The sequence below is a fragment of the Pedobacter sp. PF22-3 genome (genome assembly GCF_026239555.1).
Classification (GTDB): domain Bacteria; phylum Bacteroidota; class Bacteroidia; order Sphingobacteriales; family Sphingobacteriaceae; genus Pedobacter.
On sequence record NZ_JAPIVP010000026.1, the window covers coordinates 1 to 22,235 of the forward strand.

General features: G+C 37.1%; 21 protein-coding genes and 1 tRNA gene. 10 read left to right on the top strand and 12 right to left on the bottom strand.

Going from position 1 to position 22,235, the window contains the following annotated elements:
- Nucleotides 1–874: 874 nt before the first annotated feature.
- From rlmN to OQX63_RS22235, 5 genes are all read right to left on the bottom strand, one after another.
- Entirely contained in the window at nt 875–1,930 is a 1,056-nt protein-coding gene (gene rlmN / locus OQX63_RS22215; protein WP_265852995.1) for a 23S rRNA (adenine(2503)-C(2))-methyltransferase RlmN, read from the bottom strand.
- A 90-nt stretch (nt 1,931–2,020) separates the two neighbouring features.
- The gene (gene rluF, locus OQX63_RS22220; protein ID WP_265852996.1) at nt 2,021–2,995 is read right to left on the bottom strand and encodes a 23S rRNA pseudouridine(2604) synthase RluF; all 975 of its coding nucleotides are present in this window, start codon (nt 2,993–2,995) and stop codon (nt 2,021–2,023) included.
- A gap of 27 nt (nt 2,996–3,022) precedes the next feature.
- Entirely contained in the window at nt 3,023–3,544 is a 522-nt protein-coding gene (locus OQX63_RS22225) for an NADPH-dependent FMN reductase (RefSeq protein ID WP_265852997.1), read from the bottom strand.
- Between the two features lie 116 nt (nt 3,545–3,660).
- Nucleotides 3,661–4,158: a DinB family protein gene (locus tag OQX63_RS22230; protein ID WP_265852998.1), complete on the bottom strand. Its 498-nt coding sequence runs from the start codon at nt 4,156–4,158 to the stop codon at nt 3,661–3,663.
- Between the two features lie 136 nt (nt 4,159–4,294).
- Nucleotides 4,295–4,984, bottom strand: a complete 690-nt coding sequence (locus tag OQX63_RS22235) for a helix-turn-helix transcriptional regulator (protein WP_265852999.1) — start codon at nt 4,982–4,984, stop codon at nt 4,295–4,297.
- Nucleotides 4,985–5,122: 138 nt separating this feature from the next.
- Between OQX63_RS22235 and OQX63_RS22240 the strand changes: the two genes are divergently transcribed.
- Complete coding sequence (locus OQX63_RS22240) at nt 5,123–7,600, top strand: ATP-binding protein (RefSeq protein WP_265853000.1); 2,478 nt, start codon at nt 5,123–5,125, stop codon at nt 7,598–7,600.
- Here the strand turns inward: OQX63_RS22240 and OQX63_RS22245 are convergent, their stop codons facing one another.
- The 4 genes from OQX63_RS22245 to OQX63_RS22260 all read right to left on the bottom strand — a co-directional run bounded on the left by OQX63_RS22245 (nt 7,601) and on the right by OQX63_RS22260 (nt 10,097).
- Nucleotides 7,601–8,932 carry a sigma-54-dependent transcriptional regulator gene (locus OQX63_RS22245; protein WP_265853001.1) on the bottom strand — a complete coding sequence of 444 codons (1,332 nt, stop codon included), beginning with the start codon at nt 8,930–8,932 and terminating at the stop codon, nt 7,601–7,603.
- A 69-nt stretch (nt 8,933–9,001) separates the two neighbouring features.
- Nucleotides 9,002–9,313, bottom strand: a complete 312-nt coding sequence (locus tag OQX63_RS22250) for a hypothetical protein (RefSeq protein ID WP_057931900.1) — start codon at nt 9,311–9,313, stop codon at nt 9,002–9,004.
- 79 nt (nt 9,314–9,392) lie between these two features.
- The gene (locus OQX63_RS22255; protein WP_265853002.1) at nt 9,393–9,704 is read right to left on the bottom strand and encodes a hypothetical protein; all 312 of its coding nucleotides are present in this window, start codon (nt 9,702–9,704) and stop codon (nt 9,393–9,395) included.
- A 78-nt stretch (nt 9,705–9,782) separates the two neighbouring features.
- Nucleotides 9,783–10,097, bottom strand: coding sequence for a hypothetical protein (locus OQX63_RS22260; RefSeq protein ID WP_090498049.1), 315 nt, complete (start codon nt 10,095–10,097; stop codon nt 9,783–9,785).
- 381 nt (nt 10,098–10,478) lie between these two features.
- Here OQX63_RS22260 and OQX63_RS22265 point away from each other — a divergent pair.
- From OQX63_RS22265 to OQX63_RS22280, 4 genes are all read left to right on the top strand, one after another.
- Nucleotides 10,479–10,551 (top strand) — tRNA-Thr (locus tag OQX63_RS22265).
- Nucleotides 10,552–10,670: 119 nt separating this feature from the next.
- Nucleotides 10,671–11,837 carry an amidohydrolase family protein gene (locus OQX63_RS22270; protein ID WP_265853003.1) on the top strand — a complete coding sequence of 389 codons (1,167 nt, stop codon included), beginning with the start codon at nt 10,671–10,673 and terminating at the stop codon, nt 11,835–11,837.
- Between the two features lie 159 nt (nt 11,838–11,996).
- Nucleotides 11,997–12,968, top strand: coding sequence for a D-2-hydroxyacid dehydrogenase family protein (locus tag OQX63_RS22275; RefSeq protein WP_265853004.1), 972 nt, complete (start codon nt 11,997–11,999; stop codon nt 12,966–12,968).
- A gap of 69 nt (nt 12,969–13,037) precedes the next feature.
- Nucleotides 13,038–13,994, top strand: a complete 957-nt coding sequence (locus OQX63_RS22280) for an NAD(P)H-dependent flavin oxidoreductase (RefSeq protein ID WP_265853005.1) — start codon at nt 13,038–13,040, stop codon at nt 13,992–13,994.
- A gap of 155 nt (nt 13,995–14,149) precedes the next feature.
- Here the strand turns inward: OQX63_RS22280 and OQX63_RS22285 are convergent, their stop codons facing one another.
- The 3 genes from OQX63_RS22285 to OQX63_RS22295 all read right to left on the bottom strand — a co-directional run bounded on the left by OQX63_RS22285 (nt 14,150) and on the right by OQX63_RS22295 (nt 16,885).
- Complete coding sequence (locus tag OQX63_RS22285) at nt 14,150–15,304, bottom strand: acyltransferase family protein (protein WP_265853006.1); 1,155 nt, start codon at nt 15,302–15,304, stop codon at nt 14,150–14,152.
- 109 nt (nt 15,305–15,413) lie between these two features.
- Complete coding sequence (locus OQX63_RS22290) at nt 15,414–16,322, bottom strand: LytR/AlgR family response regulator transcription factor (RefSeq protein ID WP_265853007.1); 909 nt, start codon at nt 16,320–16,322, stop codon at nt 15,414–15,416.
- 197 nt (nt 16,323–16,519) lie between these two features.
- Nucleotides 16,520–16,885: a hypothetical protein gene (locus tag OQX63_RS22295; protein WP_265853008.1), complete on the bottom strand. Its 366-nt coding sequence runs from the start codon at nt 16,883–16,885 to the stop codon at nt 16,520–16,522.
- Between the two features lie 442 nt (nt 16,886–17,327).
- On the opposite strand from OQX63_RS22295, the gene OQX63_RS22300 reads away from it, so the two are divergent.
- From OQX63_RS22300 to OQX63_RS22320, 5 genes are all read left to right on the top strand, one after another.
- Nucleotides 17,328–17,600: an acylphosphatase gene (locus OQX63_RS22300; protein WP_265853009.1), complete on the top strand. Its 273-nt coding sequence runs from the start codon at nt 17,328–17,330 to the stop codon at nt 17,598–17,600.
- A 77-nt stretch (nt 17,601–17,677) separates the two neighbouring features.
- Nucleotides 17,678–19,159, top strand: coding sequence for a lipopolysaccharide biosynthesis protein (locus OQX63_RS22305; protein ID WP_265853010.1), 1,482 nt, complete (start codon nt 17,678–17,680; stop codon nt 19,157–19,159).
- Between the two features lie 33 nt (nt 19,160–19,192).
- Nucleotides 19,193–19,624, top strand: coding sequence for a dUTP diphosphatase (gene dut / locus OQX63_RS22310; RefSeq protein WP_265853011.1), 432 nt, complete (start codon nt 19,193–19,195; stop codon nt 19,622–19,624).
- 54 nt (nt 19,625–19,678) lie between these two features.
- Nucleotides 19,679–21,379, top strand: a complete 1,701-nt coding sequence (locus OQX63_RS22315; RefSeq protein WP_265853012.1) for a tetratricopeptide repeat protein — start codon at nt 19,679–19,681, stop codon at nt 21,377–21,379.
- Nucleotides 21,357–22,148 carry a DUF4292 domain-containing protein gene (locus OQX63_RS22320; RefSeq protein WP_265853013.1) on the top strand — a complete coding sequence of 264 codons (792 nt, stop codon included), beginning with the start codon at nt 21,357–21,359 and terminating at the stop codon, nt 22,146–22,148. Before OQX63_RS22315 ends, OQX63_RS22320 begins: the two co-directional genes overlap by 23 nt.
- Nucleotides 22,149–22,235 lie beyond the last annotated feature (87 nt).

Below are 22,235 nucleotides of genomic sequence, written 5' to 3' on the forward strand. Positions count from 1 at the left end.
TGTCGAAGGGTTTTCTTCGTTTATAGACTTTTTGATACGTATTATTTCCGATCGTTAAGGCGTAAGAAATAAAGGATTGGGCAAAGGTTTTTTTTCTTAATGTCCTTAATCCCTTAATGGTAATTAGATTAATAAATTTTTTCTCACCATTAAGGTGTGAAGCAAAGTTAAGGGTTTGTTCCCACAGACCACGCTGATCTCCGCAGAGACCATTCCATCATCCATTTTACTTCTTCCATGTTCCGACCTAACTAAAATAGCCCTGGTGGAAGTGAGCACGGAGCCAATTCTTCATTGGCGGAGTAAAACGTACAGCAGGAGGGAACCCAACCTAAATGAACAGGAAACTGCGCTCCAAAAAACTAGAAGGTTTTTCTCACCATTAAGGCGTTAAGTAAAGTTAAGGGTTGTTCCCGAAGATCTCCGCAGAGACCATTCCATCACCCATTTTACTTCTTCCATGTTCCGACCTAACTAAAATAGCCCTGGTGGAAGTGAGCACGGAGCCAATTCTTCATTGGCGGAGTAAAACGTACAGCAGGACGGAACCCAACCTAAGTGAACAGGAAACTGCGCTCCAAAAAACTAGAAGGTTTTTCTCACCATTAAGGCGTTAAGCAAAGTTAAGGGTTGTTCCCGCAGATCTCCGCAGAGGCCATTCCATAACCCATTTTACTTCTTCCATGTTCCGACCTGGCTAAAATAGCCCTGATGGGAGCGGTATCCCTTTTGGCTAAGAAAAGTTGTTTAAATAGGATTCCCAAAAGGATTAAGCGCACAGCAGGACGGGCCCCGACCTATGTGCACAGGAAACTGCGCTTCAAAAGAAGATTGAAAACTATACTCTAATAAATGAAATATTTAAATGATAGTGCTAGGCCTTTGCTTCTTCTTTAACTGCCAATTGCCCACAAGCAGCATCAATATCTTTACCACGACTACGGCGGATGTTGGTATTAATGCCCTGGCTTTTTAAATAATTAGAAAAAGCATCAATTTTATCTCCTTCTGCATTAGTAAAATCAGCAAAAGAGATAGGGTTATATTCAATCAGGTTTACCTTGCAAGGAATATGTTTGCAGAATTTAGCTAAATCCATGGCATCAGAAATTTCATCGTTAAAATGATTAAAAACGATATACTCGTAGGTTACCGGATTTTTGGTTTTGGCAAAATAGTATTTTAAGGCCTCCGCTAGTGCTTTTAATGAGTTGGCCTCGTTAATGGGCATGATTTCATTACGTTTTTTATCATCAGCGGCATGCAACGATAATGCAAGATTAAATTTTGCACCATCATCACCTAATTTTTTGATCATCTTAGCAATGCCAGCAGTGGAAACGGTAATGCGCTTGTAACTCATATTTAAGCCGTCAGGAGCAGTAATACGCTCAATTGACTTCAATACATTGGCATAATTTAATAGTGGCTCTCCCATTCCCATATACACAATATTGGTAAGGGGATTGTTATAATTCTGTTTGGCTTGTTTATCAATCAATACTACCTGGTCATAAATCTCGTCGGCATTTAGATTACGTTTACGGTCCATATAGCCGGTAGCACAAAACTTACAGGTTAAACTGCAGCCTACCTGAGAGCTAACACAAGCAGTCATGCGATCTTCCAGTGGAATTAAGACACCTTCAACAATATTGCCATCGGCTAACCTGAAAGTATTTTTAATGGTATGGTCGTTACTGAACTGGGAGTTGTTAACCTGAACAGCATTAATGGCAAAAGTTTCGTCCAATACCTTACGGAGATCTTTAGAAAGGTTACTCATCTGCTCAAAACTCGTTGCCGATTTCTCCCAAAGCCACTGGTAAATTTGCTTGGCCCTAAAAGCAGGCTGTTGCATCGCTACAAGATGTTGTTGTAATTGAGGTAGATCTAATGCACGGATATCGGTTTTTTTTGCTATTACCATTTGTTGCAAAGGTACTTAAAAAAGGCAGAAGGTAAAAAGGTAGAGGATGTAAGGTTGTTAAATACAACCAAATTTTACAATTAATTAGCTTTATCTTGCTCTGCCTCTTGTGTTTGACTTACTTGAAGGTTTACCTTTTGCTGGTTTCGAATTTCTGTTTGCGCTGTTACTTTTGCCGGTAGGTTTTGCGCCTGAGCGACTAACTGTTTTTTTGCCGGTAGATTTTTGAGTAATGGGTTTAGGCTTGAACGCTTTTTTAGGCTGTTCTTCTCTCTGTTCGGGAATTTCCTCCCAGGTGTTTGTTTTTTTCTTAGCAGTGCTTTTTGTTTTCGTTTTAGCTTCTGAAGATGAATTTTCGACACTTTTGGTAATCGCCTTCATTTCTTCTTCGGTAAGTTCCCTAAATTCTCCTGTTGGGATACCTTTAAGACTAATATTCATGATGCGTGTACGCTCGAGTTTGGTTACTTCATAACCAAAATGCTCGCACATTCTTCTAATTTGTCTATTTAATCCTTGAATTAATATAATATTGAAAACAAAAGTGCTGATCTGGCGTACTTTGCATTTACGGGTATTTACGCCCAAAATGGGAACACCGTTACTCATTTCAAATATAAAATCATCCGTAATTGGCTTATTAACCGTAACTACATATTCCTTTTCGTGCTTATTTCCTGCCCTTAAAATTTTGTTAACGATATCGCCGTTGTTGGTTAAGAAGATTAGACCAGAAGAATCTTTGTCCAATCTACCAATAGGAAAGATTCTTTCACTGTGGTTAACATAATCAACAATGTTATCCCGTACACTGCCTTCGGTTGTGCTGGTAATCCCAACAGGCTTGTTAAAAGCCAGCAAGATAAAATTACTTTCTTCTTTAGGTTCGATATTATGGCCGTTAACCATTACTTTATCTCCTGCAAAAACCTGATCGCCTATTTTAGCTCTTTTTCCATTAATAAAGACTGTTCCCTTTTCAATATAACGATCTGCTTCACGGCGTGAACATAATCCACTTTCACTAATAAATTTATTTAAACGGGTTGCAGCATTATTGTTCATACTGCAATTTTACGGAAATAAATTGTGTTATCCATTCTCTATGCTGGCAACAAAAGAACGTACTAGGCTTCTCAGCGATTCTAAAGTTTCATTATGGATAATTACTGCTTCGCTCGTGATCTTAGCTTTTGCAAATGGAATAAGCAGGGGCGATATCCTCGCTTCGATTACTGTTAAAGTATCAATAATAGATTGATAGGCTTTTTCGCCTTGGGTTGAGGCTACGAGCACTAAAATCGGTTTACCAGATAATGTTGAAGAACTTACTGTCCAATCGAGCAGGTTTTTTAACGAACCGGGTAGCCCCATTGCGTATTCTGGTGTAGAAATGATGATGCCATCTGCTAATTGGATGCTTTTACGAAGCTCATAAACAATCTGCGGTGGATCTACCGAATCTAAATCAGGATTGAAATGTGGGATATCTGCAATAGTAGGAAAGATGAAGACTTCAAAATCTTTACCCAGAAGCTGGCTAATAGCCGAAATATAAAGTCCGTTTGTTGATGAAGTTTTGGTGCTGCCGGAAATCGCAAATATTTTTTTCATTGCTAAAAATAACGAAGTGCGGATAAATTAGGAAGCGGGACTGGTAATCCGATAGTCATTTCAAATGAACCATTGAAACGTAACAGGTTTCAACAGCTCATCAGAAAAATAACAATCTAAAAACGCTGATCATCGGCACTTGGGCCATAACTTCCCGGAATTGGGATATTCAACAATCTTAAATAAACACCTAATTGTGCCCTGTGGTGAGTAGTTTGGCTAAGTGAATGGCGGATGGTTTCGTATTTAGAATAATCGGCTAAAACCTGTTTGCCCATGCGCAACACCCAGCGCCCATTTAAATCTTGTTCCGTTGCTTTTTCTAATTCTGCTTTTCCCAGGGCATAATTTTTCTCCAGGATTTTAACCAGATCATCGGCATTTTCTGCAGCTTGTTCTACATAAGGTGCTGTTTCAAAATCCAGTCCCTCAGTCGTTAAAGCCATTGAAACCCAGCTCGGCAAATCGGCAATATGAACGGCGAGCGATTTCATTTTCATACTTTTTTCGTGCGGTGCCCAGTCAAATTTATCTGTGGGTACAATAGCCAGGAATTTTTTCGTGATATTAAATTCTGCTTCTAATTCTTTCAATAGTAAATTAATAATATCCATATTTTTCTGTTTTGTTTTTTCTGCGGTGTGTAATTCCATAAGTAATAAATCAGCGATGCTCATGATTTTTAATGTTTGTTTACACAAAGAAAATACTGGCTACTGACAACCCTATGGCAGCCTAGAAAAAATGTTTTTAATAATTTACCGGAAGTAGGTGCATGTAGTCACTTAGTGGCATGTGCTGTGTTTTTTTAAAAGGTACGCCTAAGTTTTTAAGGCAGATTATCCTCGTAAGGTTAAAATCCCGATATTCATTCCGATGGTGGCACCAGGCAATTAAATGCCAGCTAAAAGCATAGAAAATCAGACCAATTGGCTCAACTTCCCGTTGGCTCACCTCTTCCTTATTATTTTTATAGTCCAGCTCAATGAGGTGTTTTTCGGCAATGGCGTGCTGAATAATCGACAGGTATTCGAAATTAAAATTTAACCTCTGCGGAATCTGTAATTTAATATGTTGATTTAAAGTTTCGAGCTTTTCCTTCTGGCCGGTTTTTAATACTGCCTTTACTTTTGTTAAAACGTTAGAATAATGCATACGGATAGAATTATCGGCAAATCCACTCACTAAACTTTCAACCAGTAGCAGGGCATTGGCCTCATCCATATTAAAAGAAACAGGTGGCAGAAAATAACCCTGTACCAGGTAATAACCTTTATGCTGTTCAAAACTTACCGGTATTCCTTGTTCGCCTAATGCTTTAATATCACGATAAACGGTACGCACGCTCATATCGAACCGTTCTGCAATTTTTTCTGCAGTAACGTATTTTCTGGATTGGAGCAGGGTTAAAATTCCGAAAAGGCGGTCGATACGGTTCATGGTTTATTTTTTGAGGCGATTAAAATTAAAGTTTTTTAATCAATTTTTCTTGTGGTACGTTATTTGTAAAAGATAAATACATATCAATTCTTTAGGTTTAACCGTTATGATAATGGATAACCTACACAATCTAAATCAATGGCGGCTGTTATTCAAAAAAGATTCTTCCGGGCAATTAAAAGTAAAGTGATCATAGGTTTTTTGTTCGCCTGTTTTGCGCTGCTCCTGGCATGGGGTATCAGTAAGTTTGCCTTTACTAGGATGCTGGATACGGTTGAAGAAATTTCAGCACCGAACGATCGGTTAAGGATCGTTAACGACCTCTCCCATAAGATAGCCAGATTGGATCAATTGCAACGCGATGAAGCTTTTAACAAACAGGGCAGCTACAGTTTTCTTAAGGAATCGCGTAGGTTAAGATCAAGTTTAGATACGCTGCGTAAGTTATACCGCGGAGATTCTGCGCAGTTGGCAAGGATAACATCGATCAAAAGTTTACTTTCCGATCGCGATAAACAATTTATGAACTACCTGAAGGTGAGGGAAACATTGGTGAACACCAAATCTTTTTCTGATGAAGTTCGGAAATTGAATGAGTTGGTGGCTACACGGAGCAGACAAACGGATAGCGCTGTATTAACTACGGAAACAACCACATCAACTACGACCGTTGCACCTGAAGAAGAACAAAAATCTAGGGGGTTTTTGAGTAAACTTTTTGGTAAGAAAAAATCGGATGTTTATAAAATTATAAACGAAGAGTTTAAGGTTAAGCGCGATACTTTAAATGCAAAGGCTGAAGATAGTATCATGAAAAGTATGACGGGTTCGCTAAAAAATATTGAGCTGGAACAACGTCAGAAAAGCCAGAAATTTTTAAAGCGGGAGGCCGATTTATCAAGTGCAAGTAATGCCCTAACCGCCAAAATGCTGCAGATCTTAAGAGAGGTTGAAGGGCAAGCGGTAGCGCAGGTAGATTTGAATGGTATCCAGGCTAAAGAAGTAGTTAATGACGGCATTACCCAAATCACAACCATTATTATTATCTTTTTTCTGTTAACGGTTATTTTGCTGTATTTGATTTTGGCAGACATCACAAAAAGCAACAGGTATAGAAAGGCATTGGAACTGGCTAAAGACGAGGCCGAATACCACGGTAAAGCAAAGCAGCGGTTCCTCTCGAACATGAGCCATGAAATCAGAACCCCACTACAATCTATTTTAGGCTATGCCGAACTGATTACCCAGCAGGATGTACCTAACAAAAAAGATGTGGATGCCATTTACCAATCTTCCATTCATTTACTTCAGATTGTTAACGAGGTATTAGATTATAACCGGATCACTTCAGGAGAATTTAGCTTCAATAATCAGGTATTTAATATTAGAAAAGCTTTGGAAGAAGTTGTTTCGGTAATGCGGCCATTGGCAGAACAGAAATTACTCCAGTTGAATACAGAATTTGATCTTGCCGATTTGGAATTTGTAAAGGGTGATCCTTTTAGGCTAAAGCAGATTTTGTTTAACTTATTGGGTAATGCGGTAAAATTTACTTTGAAAGGCGAAATTAAGCTTACGGTAACTTACAAAAGGCAAGGAGAGGATTTGCATTTTCACTTTACGATAAAAGATACTGGAATTGGTTTTGATGAAAAAGATATTCCTAAAATATTCAATGAATTTGAGCAGATAGAATCTCCTGAAAAATATATGATTAACCCGACAGGTACAGGATTGGGGCTACCTATAGTTAAATCTTTGATTGAAACCCAGGGCGGAAGAATTTATGTTAAAAGTAAACCTGGCATTGGTACTACATTTAATATTTACATGAAATATGAAAATACCAACGAACGTATAAATGATGCTTTAGACTTAACGCATTATGCCATTGTAAACCCAGGCAGGGTATGGGTAATTGATGATGATAAACTTATTCTGGATTTATGTGGCATGATTTTTCAGAAAAATAAAATCCCCTACAGGAGTTTTACACAGGTGGCAGATATTCTTCAAACTGAACCCGATACTGATTTAAAATATGTTTTGATTGATATGCGAATGCCTGAAATGACAGGTTTTGAACTTTGCCACTTATTAAAAAAGAAACTGCCACAAAATATTAAATTTTATGCTATTACTGCACAGGTTTTGCCTGAAGAGCGTGAAATGGTTTTGAGCGAGGGTTTTGATGGGCTAATTATGAAGCCGTTTAGGGCGGTTGATATCCTGTCTATTTTTGATAAAACAGAAATATTACCAGAGCAGCCGGAATTTGATTTTTCTTCTATCGAAAAAATGACTTTTGGTGATCAGGAGCTATTGGAAAAAATCCTTAATCGATTTAAACAAGACTCGATTGATGATGCTGCCGAACTTAAAAAACACCTCGATGAAAATGATCAGGATAAAAGCAGGTTATTGGTGCACCGCCTTGCTGGGCGCACAGCGCAGATGGGCGCTAAGACATTAGCCAATACTTTTAGAACCTTTGAAATGGAAATGGTAGAAAAAGGATTAACAGAAAATATTAAATCTGAAGTGTTATTACAGCTTAAAGAATTGGATAATTTAATTGCTTTTATAGAAAAAATCGACTATGCTAATGCCCAATAGTTATTCTATGCCGTAGCGTTCCATTTTGGCATACAATGTTTTGCGGTCAATATTTAAGATCTTTGCGGCTTTTGATTTATTATATCTTACTTTGATGAGCGTTTCTGTAATCAACGCTTTTTCATTCTGCTCGTTAACAGCCTTTAAGTCAGATGAATTGCCCGGTGCCGATTGCTGATGGACAGAAATCATCATTTCATCAGGTAATGCATTAATCTGGGCTACATCGCCCTGGCTCAATAAAACCATTCGTTTAATCACATTGCTAAGCTCGCGGAGATTACCAGGCCAATCATAACTCAACAATAATGCTTTAGCTTCAGCAGAAACGCTTTTAACATTCCGGCCTAAATCGCGGTTTGATAATTGTATAAAGTGGTTAATAAAAAGTTCTAAATCTCCGCCTCTATCCCGCAACGGTGGAAGTTGGATTTTAAATTCATTTAACCGGTGATATAAATCTTCTCTAAATTCTCCCTGTTGCATACTATTGGCCAGATCATCATTGGTAGCCGTGATGATGCGGACATTAACAGGAATCTGTTTGGTACTGCCCAAAGGCTGAATGACCCTTTCCTGTAAAGCCCTGAGCAGTTTAATTTGCACTTCATAACTCAGGTTTCCCACTTCATCTAAAAATAAAGTTCCCCCATTGGCGGCCTCAAATTGACCTTTTTTATCATTTAATGCTCCTGTAAATGCACCTTTAACGTGTCCGAATAATTCGCTTGCAGCTAAATCTTTCGATAATGCACCACAATCTATGGCAACAAAAGGTTGATTGGCACGTTTGCTCTGCTGGTGCAGGGTTCTGGCTGCAAATTCTTTTCCTGTGCCGCTTTCGCCCTGTATAATTACCGACATATCTGTAGGTGCTACTAAATTAATATGTTCATACAGTTTATCTGCAATGGCACTTTTTCCCTTTATAAAATCGCTGTTTACTTCTTTTGGTTCAACACTTTTTAAATCCTTTTTGGTTAAAGAATTTTTGATCACCATTAAAAGCTCATCTGGATTAACCGGTTTGGTAATGTAATCAAACGCACCTAGTTGAATAGATTTTACCGCTGTACGGACATCGTTAAAACTGGTCATAATGATTACTGGAATAGAAAGACCTAAGTCACGAAGATGCGTAAGCACTTCAAATCCGGTTCCATCCGGCAGGCGGTAATCTATTAAAAGTAAATCGAATGTATTGGTTTCAACTTGCTTAAATGATTGCTTTACTTGTGTTACAAGGGTAATCTCGTGACCGTTTTTTGTTAAAAAACCATCAAGTAATTGGGCAAATGTGGTATCGTCTTCTAAAATCAGGATTCTCGCCATGTAACAAAAATAAGAAAAGCCGGACATAATCCGGCTTTCTTATCATAGGTAGATGTAATTATTTAGGTTTTATTGTACAGGCTTACCGTCTTTATCAATTTTAACAGAACCAGTTTCGGCTTCTTTTTTAACATTGATTAGGTAATATTCTTTTGTACCTTCTTTAACAGAAAAGGCTTCAGTAGCTGTCCATCCTTTATATGCATCAGATTTTAATGCTGTGGTTACTGGCGCAGGTAACTCTTCCAATTTAACTGGAGTTTTTACTGCACTATCTTGAACTGCAACAATTGCAGCGTTTTTGATTGTATTTACTTCACTTGCTTGTACTGCTGTGAATCCTGCGAATGCTAAAGTGGCGGCTAAAATGATCTTTTTCATGATATGATGTTTTAAATATGTTGTGTAACTTCGTGTTACGTTAAATACTTGTTAATTGCAGAGCGTTAACTAATCTTATTTATTGAACTGGCTTACCGTCTTTATCAAATTTAAGTGAACCAGTCTCTGCTTCTTTTTTAACATTTACTAAATAATACTCTTTGGTACCTTCTTTAACGGTGAAAGCTTCAGTAGCAGTCCAACCTTTGTAGGTGTCAGATTTTAAAGCCGTTGTAATAGGCTCAGGAAGCTCTTCCAATTTAATTGGAGTTTTTACTGCACTATCTTGAACTGCAACAATTGCAGCGTTTTTGATTGTATTTACTTCACTTGCTTGTACTGCTGTGAATCCTGCGAATGCTAAAGTGGCGGCTAAAATGATCTTTTTCATGATATGATGTTTTAAATATGTTTTGTAACTTGTGTTACGTTAAATACTTGTTAATTACAGAGCGTCAACTAAGTTTAGTTATTGAACTGGTTTACCGTCTTTATCGATTTTAACAGAACCAGTTTCTGCTTCTTTTTTCACGTTGATTAAATAGTACTCTTTAGTACCTTCTTTTACCGACCAGGCTTCAGTAGCGGTCCATCCTTTATAAGCATCAGATTTTAATGCGGTTGTTACTGGCTCAGGTAATTCTTCCAGTTTAACCGGAGTTTTCACTGCGCTATCTTGAACTGCAACAATTGCAGTAGTTTTAAAATCTTTAACTTCACTTGCTTTTACTGTTGAGAATCCTGCTAATGCTAATACTGTAGCTGCTAAAACGAACTTTTTCATAGTATATATTTTAAAATTTAATTTGTGTAACAATACTTGCTAATGTTTCATAATGATGCCAAAAGGAATATTTTAATTAAATTATTGATTATCAATATGTTGTTGGTGTGCCAAAGTTTTAATATTGTGGAGTTTATCTACATTTTGTGGTGAATAACTACAAGTTTTGCAGTCATATGTTGTTATTTCGAGAGTTTAATGTTGCTTTTTTGCTGTCAAATATCACCATCTGTCGGATTTAAAAATCTTTGGAGTGGAATTGCAACTAAAGCAACCCCATCCAACTTTCCTTTAGCTGTGAGATGGTAATATCTGCCAGCGCAGAAAAAAAATCAATTTTTTAAAATGAAGATTTTTTTCTATCATTGCAGCCCGATTAAAGCCTCCTTAGCTCAGCTGGTAGAGCAACTGACTTGTAATCAGTAGGTCATTGGTTCGATTCCGATAGGAGGCTCTTTTTCTTTTCCAATTTTCTTAATTCTTTAGAGAAATTTAAAAATCATTTCATTTTCACAAATAACTCTGGCTAAGAAAAATATTTTTTTAGCTGCTGGTATTGCGCTAATTTGCAACATGCTAAAATACTTTTCAGCCGATTGGATTTTTCCTGTTGCTTCGGCTCCGGTTAAAAATGGGGCGGTAGCTGTACGTCCGGATGGAGAAATCGTTGAAATTTTAACTGAAGAAGAAATTGTAAGCCTTGGTCTAGATATCATAAAAAATAAAGGTGCCATCGTTCCAGGTTTTATCAATACTCATTGCCATTTAGAACTTTCACACATGCTGGGGCAAATCCCTGAGCATACCGGATTAGTAGAATTTGTGCGCAGCATCATTAAAAGCAGGCAGGGCAATGCAGGGCAGATTAAAGCTGCAATGGAAACTGCCGACCAAAAAATGTTTGAAAACGGTATTGTAGCTGTTGGCGATATTTCAAACCAAATTTCCTCTAAAGAGGTAAAAGAAAACAGTAAAATCCACTACCATACCTTTATAGAGGCTTTGGGCTTTAATCCTGAACGTGCAGGTGTTATAATGAATCATTTGAAGGAAATCAAACATGATTTTGAACCTCTGTCCGCAACTATAGTTCCACACGCACCTTACACCGTTTCACCTCAACTCTTCGAATTAATTTGGCAAGAGGCTGAAAAATCAAATGCTTTTATCAGTGTGCACAACCAGGAAACTGTTGATGAAAATGCTTTCTTTGAAAGTAAAAGTGGCGGTTTTTTGAAACTTTATGAATTTTTAGGGATAGATATAGGTTTTTTTGATCCAACAAACAAAACATCATTAAAAAGCTGGTTGCCTTATATTAAAAAACAAAAAACTTTACTCGTACATAATACGGTTACGAATAAAGCAGATGTTGAATTTGCTAAACAAAGCAATCCCAATTTATATTGGTGTCTTTGTCCGAAAGCCAACTTATATATCGAAAATGCTTTACCTGATGTTGATCTGTTAATGGTTGAAAACGTAAAGATCACCCTGGGGACAGATAGCTTGGCAAGTAACCATCAACTTAATATCTTATCAGAAATGATCACTTTGCAGAAACATAAGCAAGTTACTTTTGAAAAACTTTTGAGTTGGGCAACTATAAACGGGGCAGAATTTTTGGAGATTGATCAACAAATGGGGACAATAGAGGTTGGTAAAAGACCAGGATTAAATCTGATCCAACTGTCTGCTGATTATGCAATCGAAAGTGACTTGGTCAAGAGATTGATTTAATTGCGTTTAATTCTACTTATTTTAGGTTGTTTAAGATGATTTAAAAATATATTATTAGGCTGAAAAGCCGGGTATACTATTATACTTGTTTCAACTGACTATGATCAAGGAACCTTTTTCAATAATTAAATAACTAATCTAATCTAATACACAAAGAATATGAAAATAGCCATATTGGATGATTATCAGGATGTAGTTAGAAAGTTGTCTTGTTTTAATTTAATACAGCAGCAGGAAGTTATCATTTTTAATGAAACCGAGAAAGATTCCGATGTCCTGGCAGAAAAAATAAAAGACATTGAAGCATTGGTTTTGATCAGGGAGCGGACAGCCATTACTGATGACTTACTTTCTAAATTACATAAACTTAAGCTAATTAGTCAAACAGGGAAAATTTCCAATCATTTAGATTTAAATGCCTGCTCTAAATATAATGTGGCGGTTGCCGAAGGGGTTGGTTCTCCAATTGCCCCTGCCGAATTAACATGGATTTTGTTAATGAATGTTTTAAGGCAAATTCCCAATGCCATTGAGGGAATGAAAAAAGGCAATTGGCAGGAGAATATCGGGGAAAGTGTGAATGGAAAAATCATCGGGATTTGGGGTTACGGAAAAATTGGTAAAATCATTGCTGGTTATGCAAAAGCTTTCGGTGCAAAGGTTTTGGTGTGGGGTCGTGAGCAATCTATATTGAGCGCAATAAATGATGGCTTTGAGGCTGCAGAAAGCAAAACCAGTTTTTTTAAAACGGCCGATGTGATTACACTTCACCTACGTTTAAATAAAGAAACCACTGGGATTGTAAAACTGGATGACTTAAATTTAATGAAAACGTCATCAGTGCTGATTAATACTTCGCGTGCAGAACTTATAGAAAAAGGAAGCCTTATTAAAGCTTTAAAAGCAGGCAGGCCAGGATTTGCAGGTTTAGATGTTTATGAAAGCGAACCTATTAATGATAGCGGTTTTGAGCTCCTTAATCTACCGAATGTGGTTTGTACACCTCATCTTGGCTATGTAGAAAAAAACAGTTACGAATTGTATTTTGGCAAAGCATTCGAAAATATCATCAACTATATCAGCGGAAAGCCTACAAATATTGCCAACCCCGAGATATTAGATAAAATATAAATGCGATTTATACCTCCTCTTCGCCACCTACCATGGCGGAGTTTTTCATCACGCTAAACAAAATTCCTTATGAACTCAATCTGCAAATTATTTAATATTAAATACCCGATTATCCAGGCTGGAATGGTTTGGTGCAGTGGATGGAAGCTCGCTTCAGCGGTTTCGAATGCTGGTGGCCTGGGCATTATTGGAGCAGGCTCAATGTACCCTGAAGTTTTAAGATTGCATATTCAAAAATGCAAATTAGCCACTCACCAGCCATTCGGTGTAAATATTCCATTGCTTTATCCTAATATTCAGGAAATTATAGATGTGGTAATTGAAGAGAAAGTAAAAATTGTATTTTCTTCTGCCGGGAACCCTACAACGTGGACCAGTTTTTTAAAAGAAAGGGGTATTACGGTGGTTCATGTAATTGCGAATACAAAATTTGCCATAAAAGCGCAGGAAGCAGGTGTTGATGCGATTGTTGCCGAAGGCTTTGAGGCGGGTGGTCATAACGGAAGGGAAGAAACTACCACTATGTGTTTAATCCCGATAATAAAAGAACTTGTTAACATTCCGGTCATCGCTGCAGGTGGCATTGGGAGTGGTAAAGCCATGCTGGCTGCATTTGCTTTAGGTGCAGATGCTGTCCAAATCGGTTCTGCCTTTGCAGTAGCCGAAGAATCGTCTGCTCATCAGGCTTTTAAGCATAAAATTATTGCTGCTAATGAAGGCGATACTAAATTGGCGATGAAAAAACTGGTTCCGGTAAGGTTACTAAAAAATGCATTTGCCGATACTATTGCCAATGCTGAAGCCGAAGGGGCAAGCCGGAATGAGCTGACAGCGCTTTTGGGCCATGCCAGGGCAAAATTAGGGATGTTTGAAGGTGATATGGAAAATGGCGAACTTGAAATCGGTCAGGTTTCGGCAATGCTGAAAGAAATCAAGCCAGCAGGAGTTATCCTGGAAGAAATATGGCAGGAATTTAAAATCAAAATAGCCCAGCTTGCGCAACTGCAAAACGGATTGGATTTTTAGATCGACATGGATCTGGAATGCGAAAGTTCCTTTAACGTATCCAAAAGTTCAGATCAATAACAACAAATTTTTATTGTTTCCGGGAATTGCGGACAAAATAAAGATCAGTAGTTTTGGTTTTTAGGTAACCCCAGTCCTCTATTTTCAATCTATTATCAGATAATTCTTTTTATACCAGGAATCATCAGCACAATTGAGCCCAACAAGAAGCTTCCCATAACCACAAATGGAGCCAGGACTAAAAATTTGATTGCTGGATCTGCCAACCAGTATTTAAAAATAAGCGAAACGCCTGTAATGACCAATGGATGGAAAATATAAGTGGCAAAAGTATATCTAGATAGTTTATTCAGAAATGGCGATGATTTGTTCCAAGAGTTTTTACCGAGGCTCAATAACGCGGTAAGAATCGAAAGTCCTATGCACTGTTCCCAAACAGCATACAATAGTGATTGCCAGTGAAAGCCGCCTGAGTACCAGGCAATGGGCATATTAAGCTTAGCCCTGATCAGAAAGAACAAAGGAAAGAATATTAAACCTAACCAGGCAACCCGCCTGAGGCTTTTACCAAGTTTTAAAGATAAGCCATCAAACCATTGATTCTTATAAGCCAATAAACCTATAATAAACATAACGATATATTGTGGAAAGTGACCTAACTGAAAACCAAATGGTTTAAGCACCCAACCCACCGGAAATGGGATCCTAATAAAAAAGGAGAGCACCCCCAGGAAAACAGCAAAAAGTAAAATGCTGCCAGTACCAGGTGCTGGTATAGATTTTTTAAATTTCATGGTAATGACATGTTTCGCACCAACATAAATCAGTGTAAATAGCAATAATGCTGCAACAAACCACAGTACGCCAAAATCAATCCAGGTATGATAGCCTGAAAGATATTGCAGATAAGTAATGTGATAGCCCTCTGCAAAGTAATAAACGAGGTAACTTAATAATGGTGATAGCACAAAAGAATAAAACAACAATGGGATACCGAGCCTGATGAGGCGATCTCCTAAAAATTGCCAGCTGCCTTTTCTATCATAAGATGGTGCAGTAAAGTATCCTGCCAAGAGGAAAAAAAAGCCCATAAAAAACGATTGGTTTAAGCTTACAAAAATTGTTGATGGTATAATGGCGGCCATTTGGGTTGTTTTTTCGGTATAGTACCATCCACCTGGAGCGCAATACACAATAATAGTATGATGTAATACGACCAATGTTGTTAAAAGTATCTTAAGATTATCAATGTAAAATAGTTTGTTGGCTTTGTTTGGAGCAATTTGCTGAAGTAAAATTTTTGATGGCATAACAGGCGTTTTTTTAATGATTAGGCTTGGTTAACCCAATACATAACGCAAACATACAGTGGAAAGGGCGTGGTTTATTCTAGATGTTGCCAGCAACAAACCTTTGTGATCAATAACTAGGTCTGGTAGTTTGGGTAAGAAGGAGTTCCTGATAAAGGGCATTAAATGAAACAAGGTGTGCCCTTGAAACGGGTACCTGATCAACCGTATGATCAAAGGAAAGGATATAGCCTTGCGAGTTTCCGGTTACATTCTTTATATAACGCATGTTGACCAGAAAGGCCCTGTGGCAACGGAAGAAATTACGATTTGGTAGCAGCTGTGACTCAAATTGTGTTAGGGAAATTCTTTTTAGCGCTATATTTAGCTGGTTATTATTGCGGGTTGCTATCTCAATGTAATTCCCGTCTGCTTTGGCAAAAAGTAAATCGTTTAGATCTAAAGTGAAATCGTCTTGCTTGACTTGGGTTTTAATATAAATTAAGGCGTTTTCTGATTTAAGATCGAGCGGAGTAAACTGGAAAATTAAGGAAATATCTTTTTTTGATTCAAAATAGAATATCGCCATCCTCATAAAAAAATACAAAAGTATTCCTGCTACAAAACAGTTTCTCACCTCTTCCCATAAATAGTGCCATGTCCAATTATTTGGATTGAAGTAAATCAGATCGCGGATCAGGAAGCTAACGATCCCTGTGAAAAGAAGTGAAATGCTTATATGTGCGTATTCTGATATCAAAGACCAGCCTTTGTTTTCAGAATCCTTGTCCCGTAAATAATTTAATGATGTAAAGTAAAAATATAGGATTACTGCAGGTAATAACGCATGGAGACAGCATATTATAATATAATTAACTTTCTGTTCCGATGTGTTAACTTCAAAAGGCTTCAGGAGGATTAAAAATCCGATAATAACGCAAAAAATAACAGAAACGGTTTTAAAAAGATTTTTCTTGAGGTAACGATCTGGATAATCAATTTCTTTAAATAAGTGCTTTCGGTTGAAATAAATCTTCATTTACAAAGTCCGTTTTCAGACTCATTAAATTTATGGAATTTTATGTTAGGTAGATTTGAGAATGGATAACAGTTTAAATTTGTGGAAGGTTTTATCTTGTAAAATGCGAACTTCGATTTTATGGAAAATGAATGATTTGCATTTTCGTCATTCATTTGAATGAGTATCCAAAACGATCACTTGCTCCATCTTCCAAATTAACGGTATTGGACTTTTTCGAGCAAAGAAACGGTATGTGAGAGATTTTGAATCATTTTATCTTTTAGTTCGATCGTTTTGTTTTTCTCACTTAGCAAACTTTTGAGTCTTTTAATTTCTTCTGCTGATGCCTGTGTTTCCTTTTTATTGAGTTCGGAAAAAAGTTTGCCCTTTTCGTAATAACTAAAAAAATTAAAGCCTAGCACCTCACTCACAGTGGCAAGTAAAGAAACATCAAGGGTGGCACTGTTAATGATTTCCTGAGCCCTGGTTTTGCTGATGGCCATTTTTTCTGAAAATATGGAAATGGGAATCTCTTTGGTCTTCATTTCCTTCCAGATCATCAATCCTATGTGTACACTCATTATCGTCTCCGTTTTAAAATTCAAATTACCTAAATGTTAGCCTATTCCGGAAAAATTAGTGTTAATGATAACCAGTCTAATTATAGTTTTGTTTAACGGAGAATTCCATTCTAATAAGCGCACTGCATTTTAGAATAACTTAAGCTTATTATAATGTACACTGTTTTTAACTCTATTCGATATCCACATTACAGGGAAATCGCTTTTAACTTTTCTCTGATCATTCTTCTTCTTTCTGCGCATGCCTAAGTATTATGGTTGCCACGGAAGCACGAAAAACACTGAAAAACTTTAATTTCCTCCGTGATCTCTGTGTTTTCGTGGCTAATTAATTTTTGTACATGTTTTAAAAGCAATTTCCCTGATCCGCATTACCATGTGCTAAAGAATTGTGATAATTCGTTTACCTTTGCGGTTATAAATTTCAACTTTACAACAATAAATGAAACACCTCAATATAAAAGTAACCGGTAAAGTGCAGGGCGTTGGTTTTAGAGAAACCACTAAAATTATCGCCAACCAGATGATGGTAAATGGTTTTGTAAGGAATGAAAAAGACGGATCAGTTTATATAGAAGCAGAAGGTGAAGAAATCTTTTTGGAGGAATTTGTAAACTGGTGCCATGAAGGCCCAGACCGCTCACGTGTAGAAAATGTGGCGGTGAGCGATGGCGAAGTAAAAAACTATCGTAATTTTGAAATTTTAAGAAAATAAATTGCTGAATTGTTGGATTGCTATATTGTTCCGTTAAGGAGCTTATCTCAATACGCAGTACTCAAATCTCAATATAAATGTCTGTATATAAAAAATTCGCTGGGCAAACGCTGATTTACGGTTTAAGTACCATCTTTTCGCGTTTATTCAATTTCATCTTAACCCCAATTTACACAAGAGTTTATCCAACAAGTGTGTATGGGATATTTACCAAGATGTTTAGTTACGCCTCCACCATCAACCCGATTTTGGCGTTTGGAATGGAAACCACATTTTTCCGATATCTAAATAAACACGAGGATAAAAAACAGGAAGTGTACAATAATAGCTTTTTGGTTATAGCTTTTATCTCCACGCTTTTCCTGATAACTGGATTAGTTTTTGCAGATTATTTAGCTAGGTTTACCTTAAACGGAAGTATTTCTGAACTAGCTAACCAGAAATTATATGTACAATACTTTGTATGGATTTTATTTGTTGATGCAATTAGTGTAATTCCTTTTGCTAAACTTAGGGCTGACGGGAAGCCGTTTCGTTATAGCCTGATTAAGTTCTTAAATATTGGCATCTTTGTAGGCTTTAACCTCCTATTTATCTTTGTTATTCCGTGGTTAATTAAAAATGATGGTTTTCTAAGTCACTGGCTAGCCTCTTGGTATAAAAGCAAATGGGTTGGTTATGTTTTTGTTTCCAACTTAATTGCAAGTATCATTACGTTTGTAATGTTGTTTCCACAGTTTTTAGAAATCCGGTTTAAGTTTAATAGAGCGTTATTTAACAAAATGTTTGGTTACAGCTGGCCTGTGCTTGTAGCTAATCTATCGTTTATCATTAACGAAACACTCGACAAAATTTTATTAAGTAAATATTTGCCAACTAGTATTGCCGATCATGACATTGGCATATATGGCGCTGTGAGTAAACTGGCCATTTTTATTAGTATTTTTAATACCGCATTTAGGTTAGGTGCAGAGCCTTTCTTTTTTAGTCATGCTAAAAATGCGAATGCCAAGCAGACTTATGCCACCATTTTATATTATTTTGTATTGGCATTATCGGTACTCTTCGTTGGCTTAACTGCAAATATTGAGCTTATAAAACATTTTATTTCACCACCTTACTGGGTAGGCCTTAGTGCCGTGCCATACTTATTGTTTGGCTATGTTTGTCTCGGTATTTATATGAACTTATCGGTTTGGTACCGTTTATCAGATCAAACTCGCTTCGGTTTATATATATCTTCAGTTGGAGCTATTTTTACTATTATAATGAATATTATTTTAATACCAAAATATAGTTATATTGGCTCGGCATGGGTATCAATGTTTGCCTACCTTATTATTATGATTATTTCGTATGTTCTGGGGCAAAAACATTATCCAATTCCTTACAATTTGAAACGTATGGTTGCTTATCTGTTAGTTTCTGTATTTTTGGTCTATCTTTCTTTTTGGATATTTGAACGCAACATTTATATTGGAAATGGCATTTTAGCGCTATTCCTCTTGGGTATATTCTATTTTGAGAAAAATAACATAATAAAAATGTTAAAAAAATAACCTCATTTTCTCCAATCTCATATCTCAGAAAAAATGGAAATAAAAATCATCAATACATCCGAACACCCACTTCCACAATATGAAACTGCACATGCAGCTGGTATGGATTTAAGGGCAGCGATCACAGCAGAAATAATACTTAAGCCCTTACAGCGCTTATTGGTGCCAACGGGTTTGTTTATTGAATTGCCAATTGGTTATGAAGCGCAGATCAGACCAAGAAGTGGCCTGGCCTATAAACATGGCATTAGTATTGTAAATTCACCAGGTACAATTGATGCCGATTACCGTGGCGAAATAAAAGTTTTATTGGTAAATTTATCAGATACTGATTTTAAAATCGTTAATGGCGATAGAATTGCACAAATGGTTGTCGCAAAACACGAAACTGTGAGTTGGCAGTCGGTTACAGAACTAGGCGAAACAGCACGCGGCGAAGGTGGTTACGGACATACTGGGAAATAGTTTGGAGTTGGCAGTTTTCAGTATTGAGTTAATTTTTTGGATGGATAAAATGATATGAAATACAAAGTACATTTTCTTATCGCAACTACTTTCGTGAGCCTCCAGGCTTTTGGGCAGGGAGCGGTTACGCCAAATAGCAATCGCGACAGCAATATGGTAAAGCAATTATTTTTTGCTGGGCTAAGGGAGAAAATGTCTGAAAATTATGTTGTAGCCACTACCAATTTCAATAAAATTGTTGGGTTAGACCCTAATAACCATGCTGCCTACTTCGAACTGGCCAATGCAGACCTACGTTTAGATAAGCTTTTGGAAGCCGAACAGCATATTAAGCAGGCCATTAAAATAAATGCTGGCAATTTATGGTACTGGCGTTTACTCGGAGAGGTATATAAGCGCACCAATAAAATGCCTGAGCTGATCGAGGTATTTAACCAGTTGATCCGGCTCGATCCTGAAAACGATGCCTATTATTTTGATAAGGCCAATGCGCAGTTTTTGGCTAACCAGCCAGATGCTGCTAAGAAAACCTATGATGAAATTCAATGTAAATTTGGTGATTCAAGGGATCTGGTAAATGCCAGAAAGCGACTGCAATCTAACGGAAGTGCTACTACTGAAAGTGATATTGTGAAGTTATTGGAAGGCAACCAGGCCGATGTAAAGAACTATTTATACGCCGCAGGCTTACTTCTACAGAAAGGAAATAATCCGGAAGCATTAAAAGTGTTAATCAAAGCCCAACAGCTGGAGCCAGGTAATTTTGAGGTGAACTTAGCTTTGGCCGATATTTACCGCAGTCAAAAAAATGATGAGGCCGCATTTTCGTCCTTAAAATTGGCTTTTCAAAGTAATGAAATGCCACTTGTAGAAAAGGTGAAGATTATTGCCGCACTTTTTCCGAAAATGAATCAGCCTGTTGTTGCTAAAAATGTAACCGAACTGAGTAGGTTAGTTGCAGAGAAAAACCCAACTGAGGCAAAAGCAGTGGCACTTTATGGCGATGTACTTTATCAGCAGAATAACTTAAAAGAAGCATTGGCCCAATATCAAGCTGCTTTGAAACTTAATGAACAGGTTTACATCGTTTGGGAACAGGTAATTAACATCCAAACATTGCTTGGGCACTATGATGAAGCGATAAAAGTTGGCGATGAGGCTTTAAGTATTTATCCCAATCAGGCCAGTTTATATTATTATATGGCTTATGCCCTGTTTAAAACCGGTAAATATGAGTCTGCCCAAAACAATTTAAAAACATCTCTACAGTTGGATGTGGATAATAAAAGCCTGCAAGCACAGATTTATGCACTTCAGGGCGATGTCTACATCAGCCAGAATAATTTTGGACAGGCAAAAACAGCTTTCGAAAAAGCCATTGTGATGGAGCCTGATAATTATCTCATCATGAATAACTATGCCTATTATTTGGCATTAAGGAATGACGACTTAACAAAGGCAGCTAAATATGCGGAAACTGCAGCCCTTGCCATGCCAAATAACCCCTCCATTGCAGATACCTATGCCTTCATTCTGTTTAAACAGCAGAAATACGATCTGGCCAAAACATGGATTGAAAAGGCTTTACAAAACAATAGCAATAAAAATGGTGTTTACCTGGAGCGATATGGTGATATCCTTTTTCTGAAAGGTGAAAAAGATGCTGCATTAATCCAATGGCAAAAAGCAAAAGAGGCCGGAAACGGATCAGAAGTATTAATTAAAAAGATCAATGAAAAGAAATATTTTAAATAGTGTATTCCTGTTGGGCGCAGTAATTTTTGTTTCGGCCTGTAAACCTAAAAAAGAAATTGTAGTGGCTCCGCCAACCAAAACGGAAACCAAAACAGATAATTCTAAAGCAGAAGCCTTAACCTTATTAAATAGCAAACAACTTAAATTTAGTACGCTTTCGCTTAAAGCAAAAGCAACTTTGGATATTGCCGGCGACGCAAATGATGTAACCATGAATTTCAAAATGAAAGACAAGGAGACCATTTGGGTAAGCATTACCGCATTAGGTGGAATGGCAGAGGTGGCCAGGGCTTTGATTACGCCAGATAGCATCAAAATCATGAACCGGATGAAAAGCGAATACCTTAAAAAACCGTTCAGTTATATTTATAATTTTACCAACAAACAGGTTAACTTTAATACCCTGCAGGCCATTTTAACAGGCAATGCCATGGGAGAGTTTTTAACTGCAGAATCGGATGTTAAACAGGAAAATGGCGTTTGGGTTGTTTCCGGAAGCAAGTCAGATTTAGATTATAGACTGCTTTTTAATACACTTTTCAAAGTATCTGAAACGAATTTAAATGATGCTAAAAACGGTCAGGCTTTAAAAGTTACCTATACCGACTATCAAAAATTAAACGAATCTTTATTTCCTACTGCCTTAAAAATCAAAACGCTATCTAAAGCGAAAACTATAAATATCGATCTTCAATTTGTGAAAATTGATGGCAATGTTCCGGTAGATTTTCCGTTTAATGTACCGAAGAGGTTTACAGTTGTAAAATAACTTAACTACAGTTAATATTTCATTGTATTGCCAAACAGATCTGCTGCTTTGCAACAGGCTATTTGGCAATCTTTGCATTATATGAAG

Coding starts and splice junctions, on each gene's coding strand:
- rlmN (WP_265852995.1), bottom strand. CDS start 1,930: ATGGTAATAGCAAAAAAAACCGATATCCGTGCATTAGATCTACCTCAA.
- rluF (WP_265852996.1), bottom strand. CDS start 2,995: ATGAACAATAATGCTGCAACCCGTTTAAATAAATTTATTAGTGAAAGT.
- OQX63_RS22225 (WP_265852997.1), bottom strand. CDS start 3,544: ATGAAAAAAATATTTGCGATTTCCGGCAGCACCAAAACTTCATCAACA.
- OQX63_RS22230 (WP_265852998.1), bottom strand. CDS start 4,158: ATGGATATTATTAATTTACTATTGAAAGAATTAGAAGCAGAATTTAAT.
- OQX63_RS22235 (WP_265852999.1), bottom strand. CDS start 4,984: ATGAACCGTATCGACCGCCTTTTCGGAATTTTAACCCTGCTCCAATCC.
- OQX63_RS22240 (WP_265853000.1), top strand. CDS start 5,123: ATGGCGGCTGTTATTCAAAAAAGATTCTTCCGGGCAATTAAAAGTAAA.
- OQX63_RS22245 (WP_265853001.1), bottom strand. CDS start 8,932: ATGGCGAGAATCCTGATTTTAGAAGACGATACCACATTTGCCCAATTA.
- OQX63_RS22250 (WP_057931900.1), bottom strand. CDS start 9,313: ATGAAAAAGATCATTTTAGCCGCCACTTTAGCATTCGCAGGATTCACA.
- OQX63_RS22255 (WP_265853002.1), bottom strand. CDS start 9,704: ATGAAAAAGATCATTTTAGCCGCCACTTTAGCATTCGCAGGATTCACA.
- OQX63_RS22260 (WP_090498049.1), bottom strand. CDS start 10,097: ATGAAAAAGTTCGTTTTAGCAGCTACAGTATTAGCATTAGCAGGATTC.
- OQX63_RS22270 (WP_265853003.1), top strand. CDS start 10,671: ATGCTAAAATACTTTTCAGCCGATTGGATTTTTCCTGTTGCTTCGGCT.
- OQX63_RS22275 (WP_265853004.1), top strand. CDS start 11,997: ATGAAAATAGCCATATTGGATGATTATCAGGATGTAGTTAGAAAGTTG.
- OQX63_RS22280 (WP_265853005.1), top strand. CDS start 13,038: ATGAACTCAATCTGCAAATTATTTAATATTAAATACCCGATTATCCAG.
- OQX63_RS22285 (WP_265853006.1), bottom strand. CDS start 15,304: ATGCCATCAAAAATTTTACTTCAGCAAATTGCTCCAAACAAAGCCAAC.
- OQX63_RS22290 (WP_265853007.1), bottom strand. CDS start 16,322: ATGAAGATTTATTTCAACCGAAAGCACTTATTTAAAGAAATTGATTAT.
- OQX63_RS22295 (WP_265853008.1), bottom strand. CDS start 16,885: ATGAGTGTACACATAGGATTGATGATCTGGAAGGAAATGAAGACCAAA.
- OQX63_RS22300 (WP_265853009.1), top strand. CDS start 17,328: ATGAAACACCTCAATATAAAAGTAACCGGTAAAGTGCAGGGCGTTGGT.
- OQX63_RS22305 (WP_265853010.1), top strand. CDS start 17,678: ATGTCTGTATATAAAAAATTCGCTGGGCAAACGCTGATTTACGGTTTA.
- dut (WP_265853011.1), top strand. CDS start 19,193: ATGGAAATAAAAATCATCAATACATCCGAACACCCACTTCCACAATAT.
- OQX63_RS22315 (WP_265853012.1), top strand. CDS start 19,679: ATGAAATACAAAGTACATTTTCTTATCGCAACTACTTTCGTGAGCCTC.
- OQX63_RS22320 (WP_265853013.1), top strand. CDS start 21,357: ATGAAAAGAAATATTTTAAATAGTGTATTCCTGTTGGGCGCAGTAATT.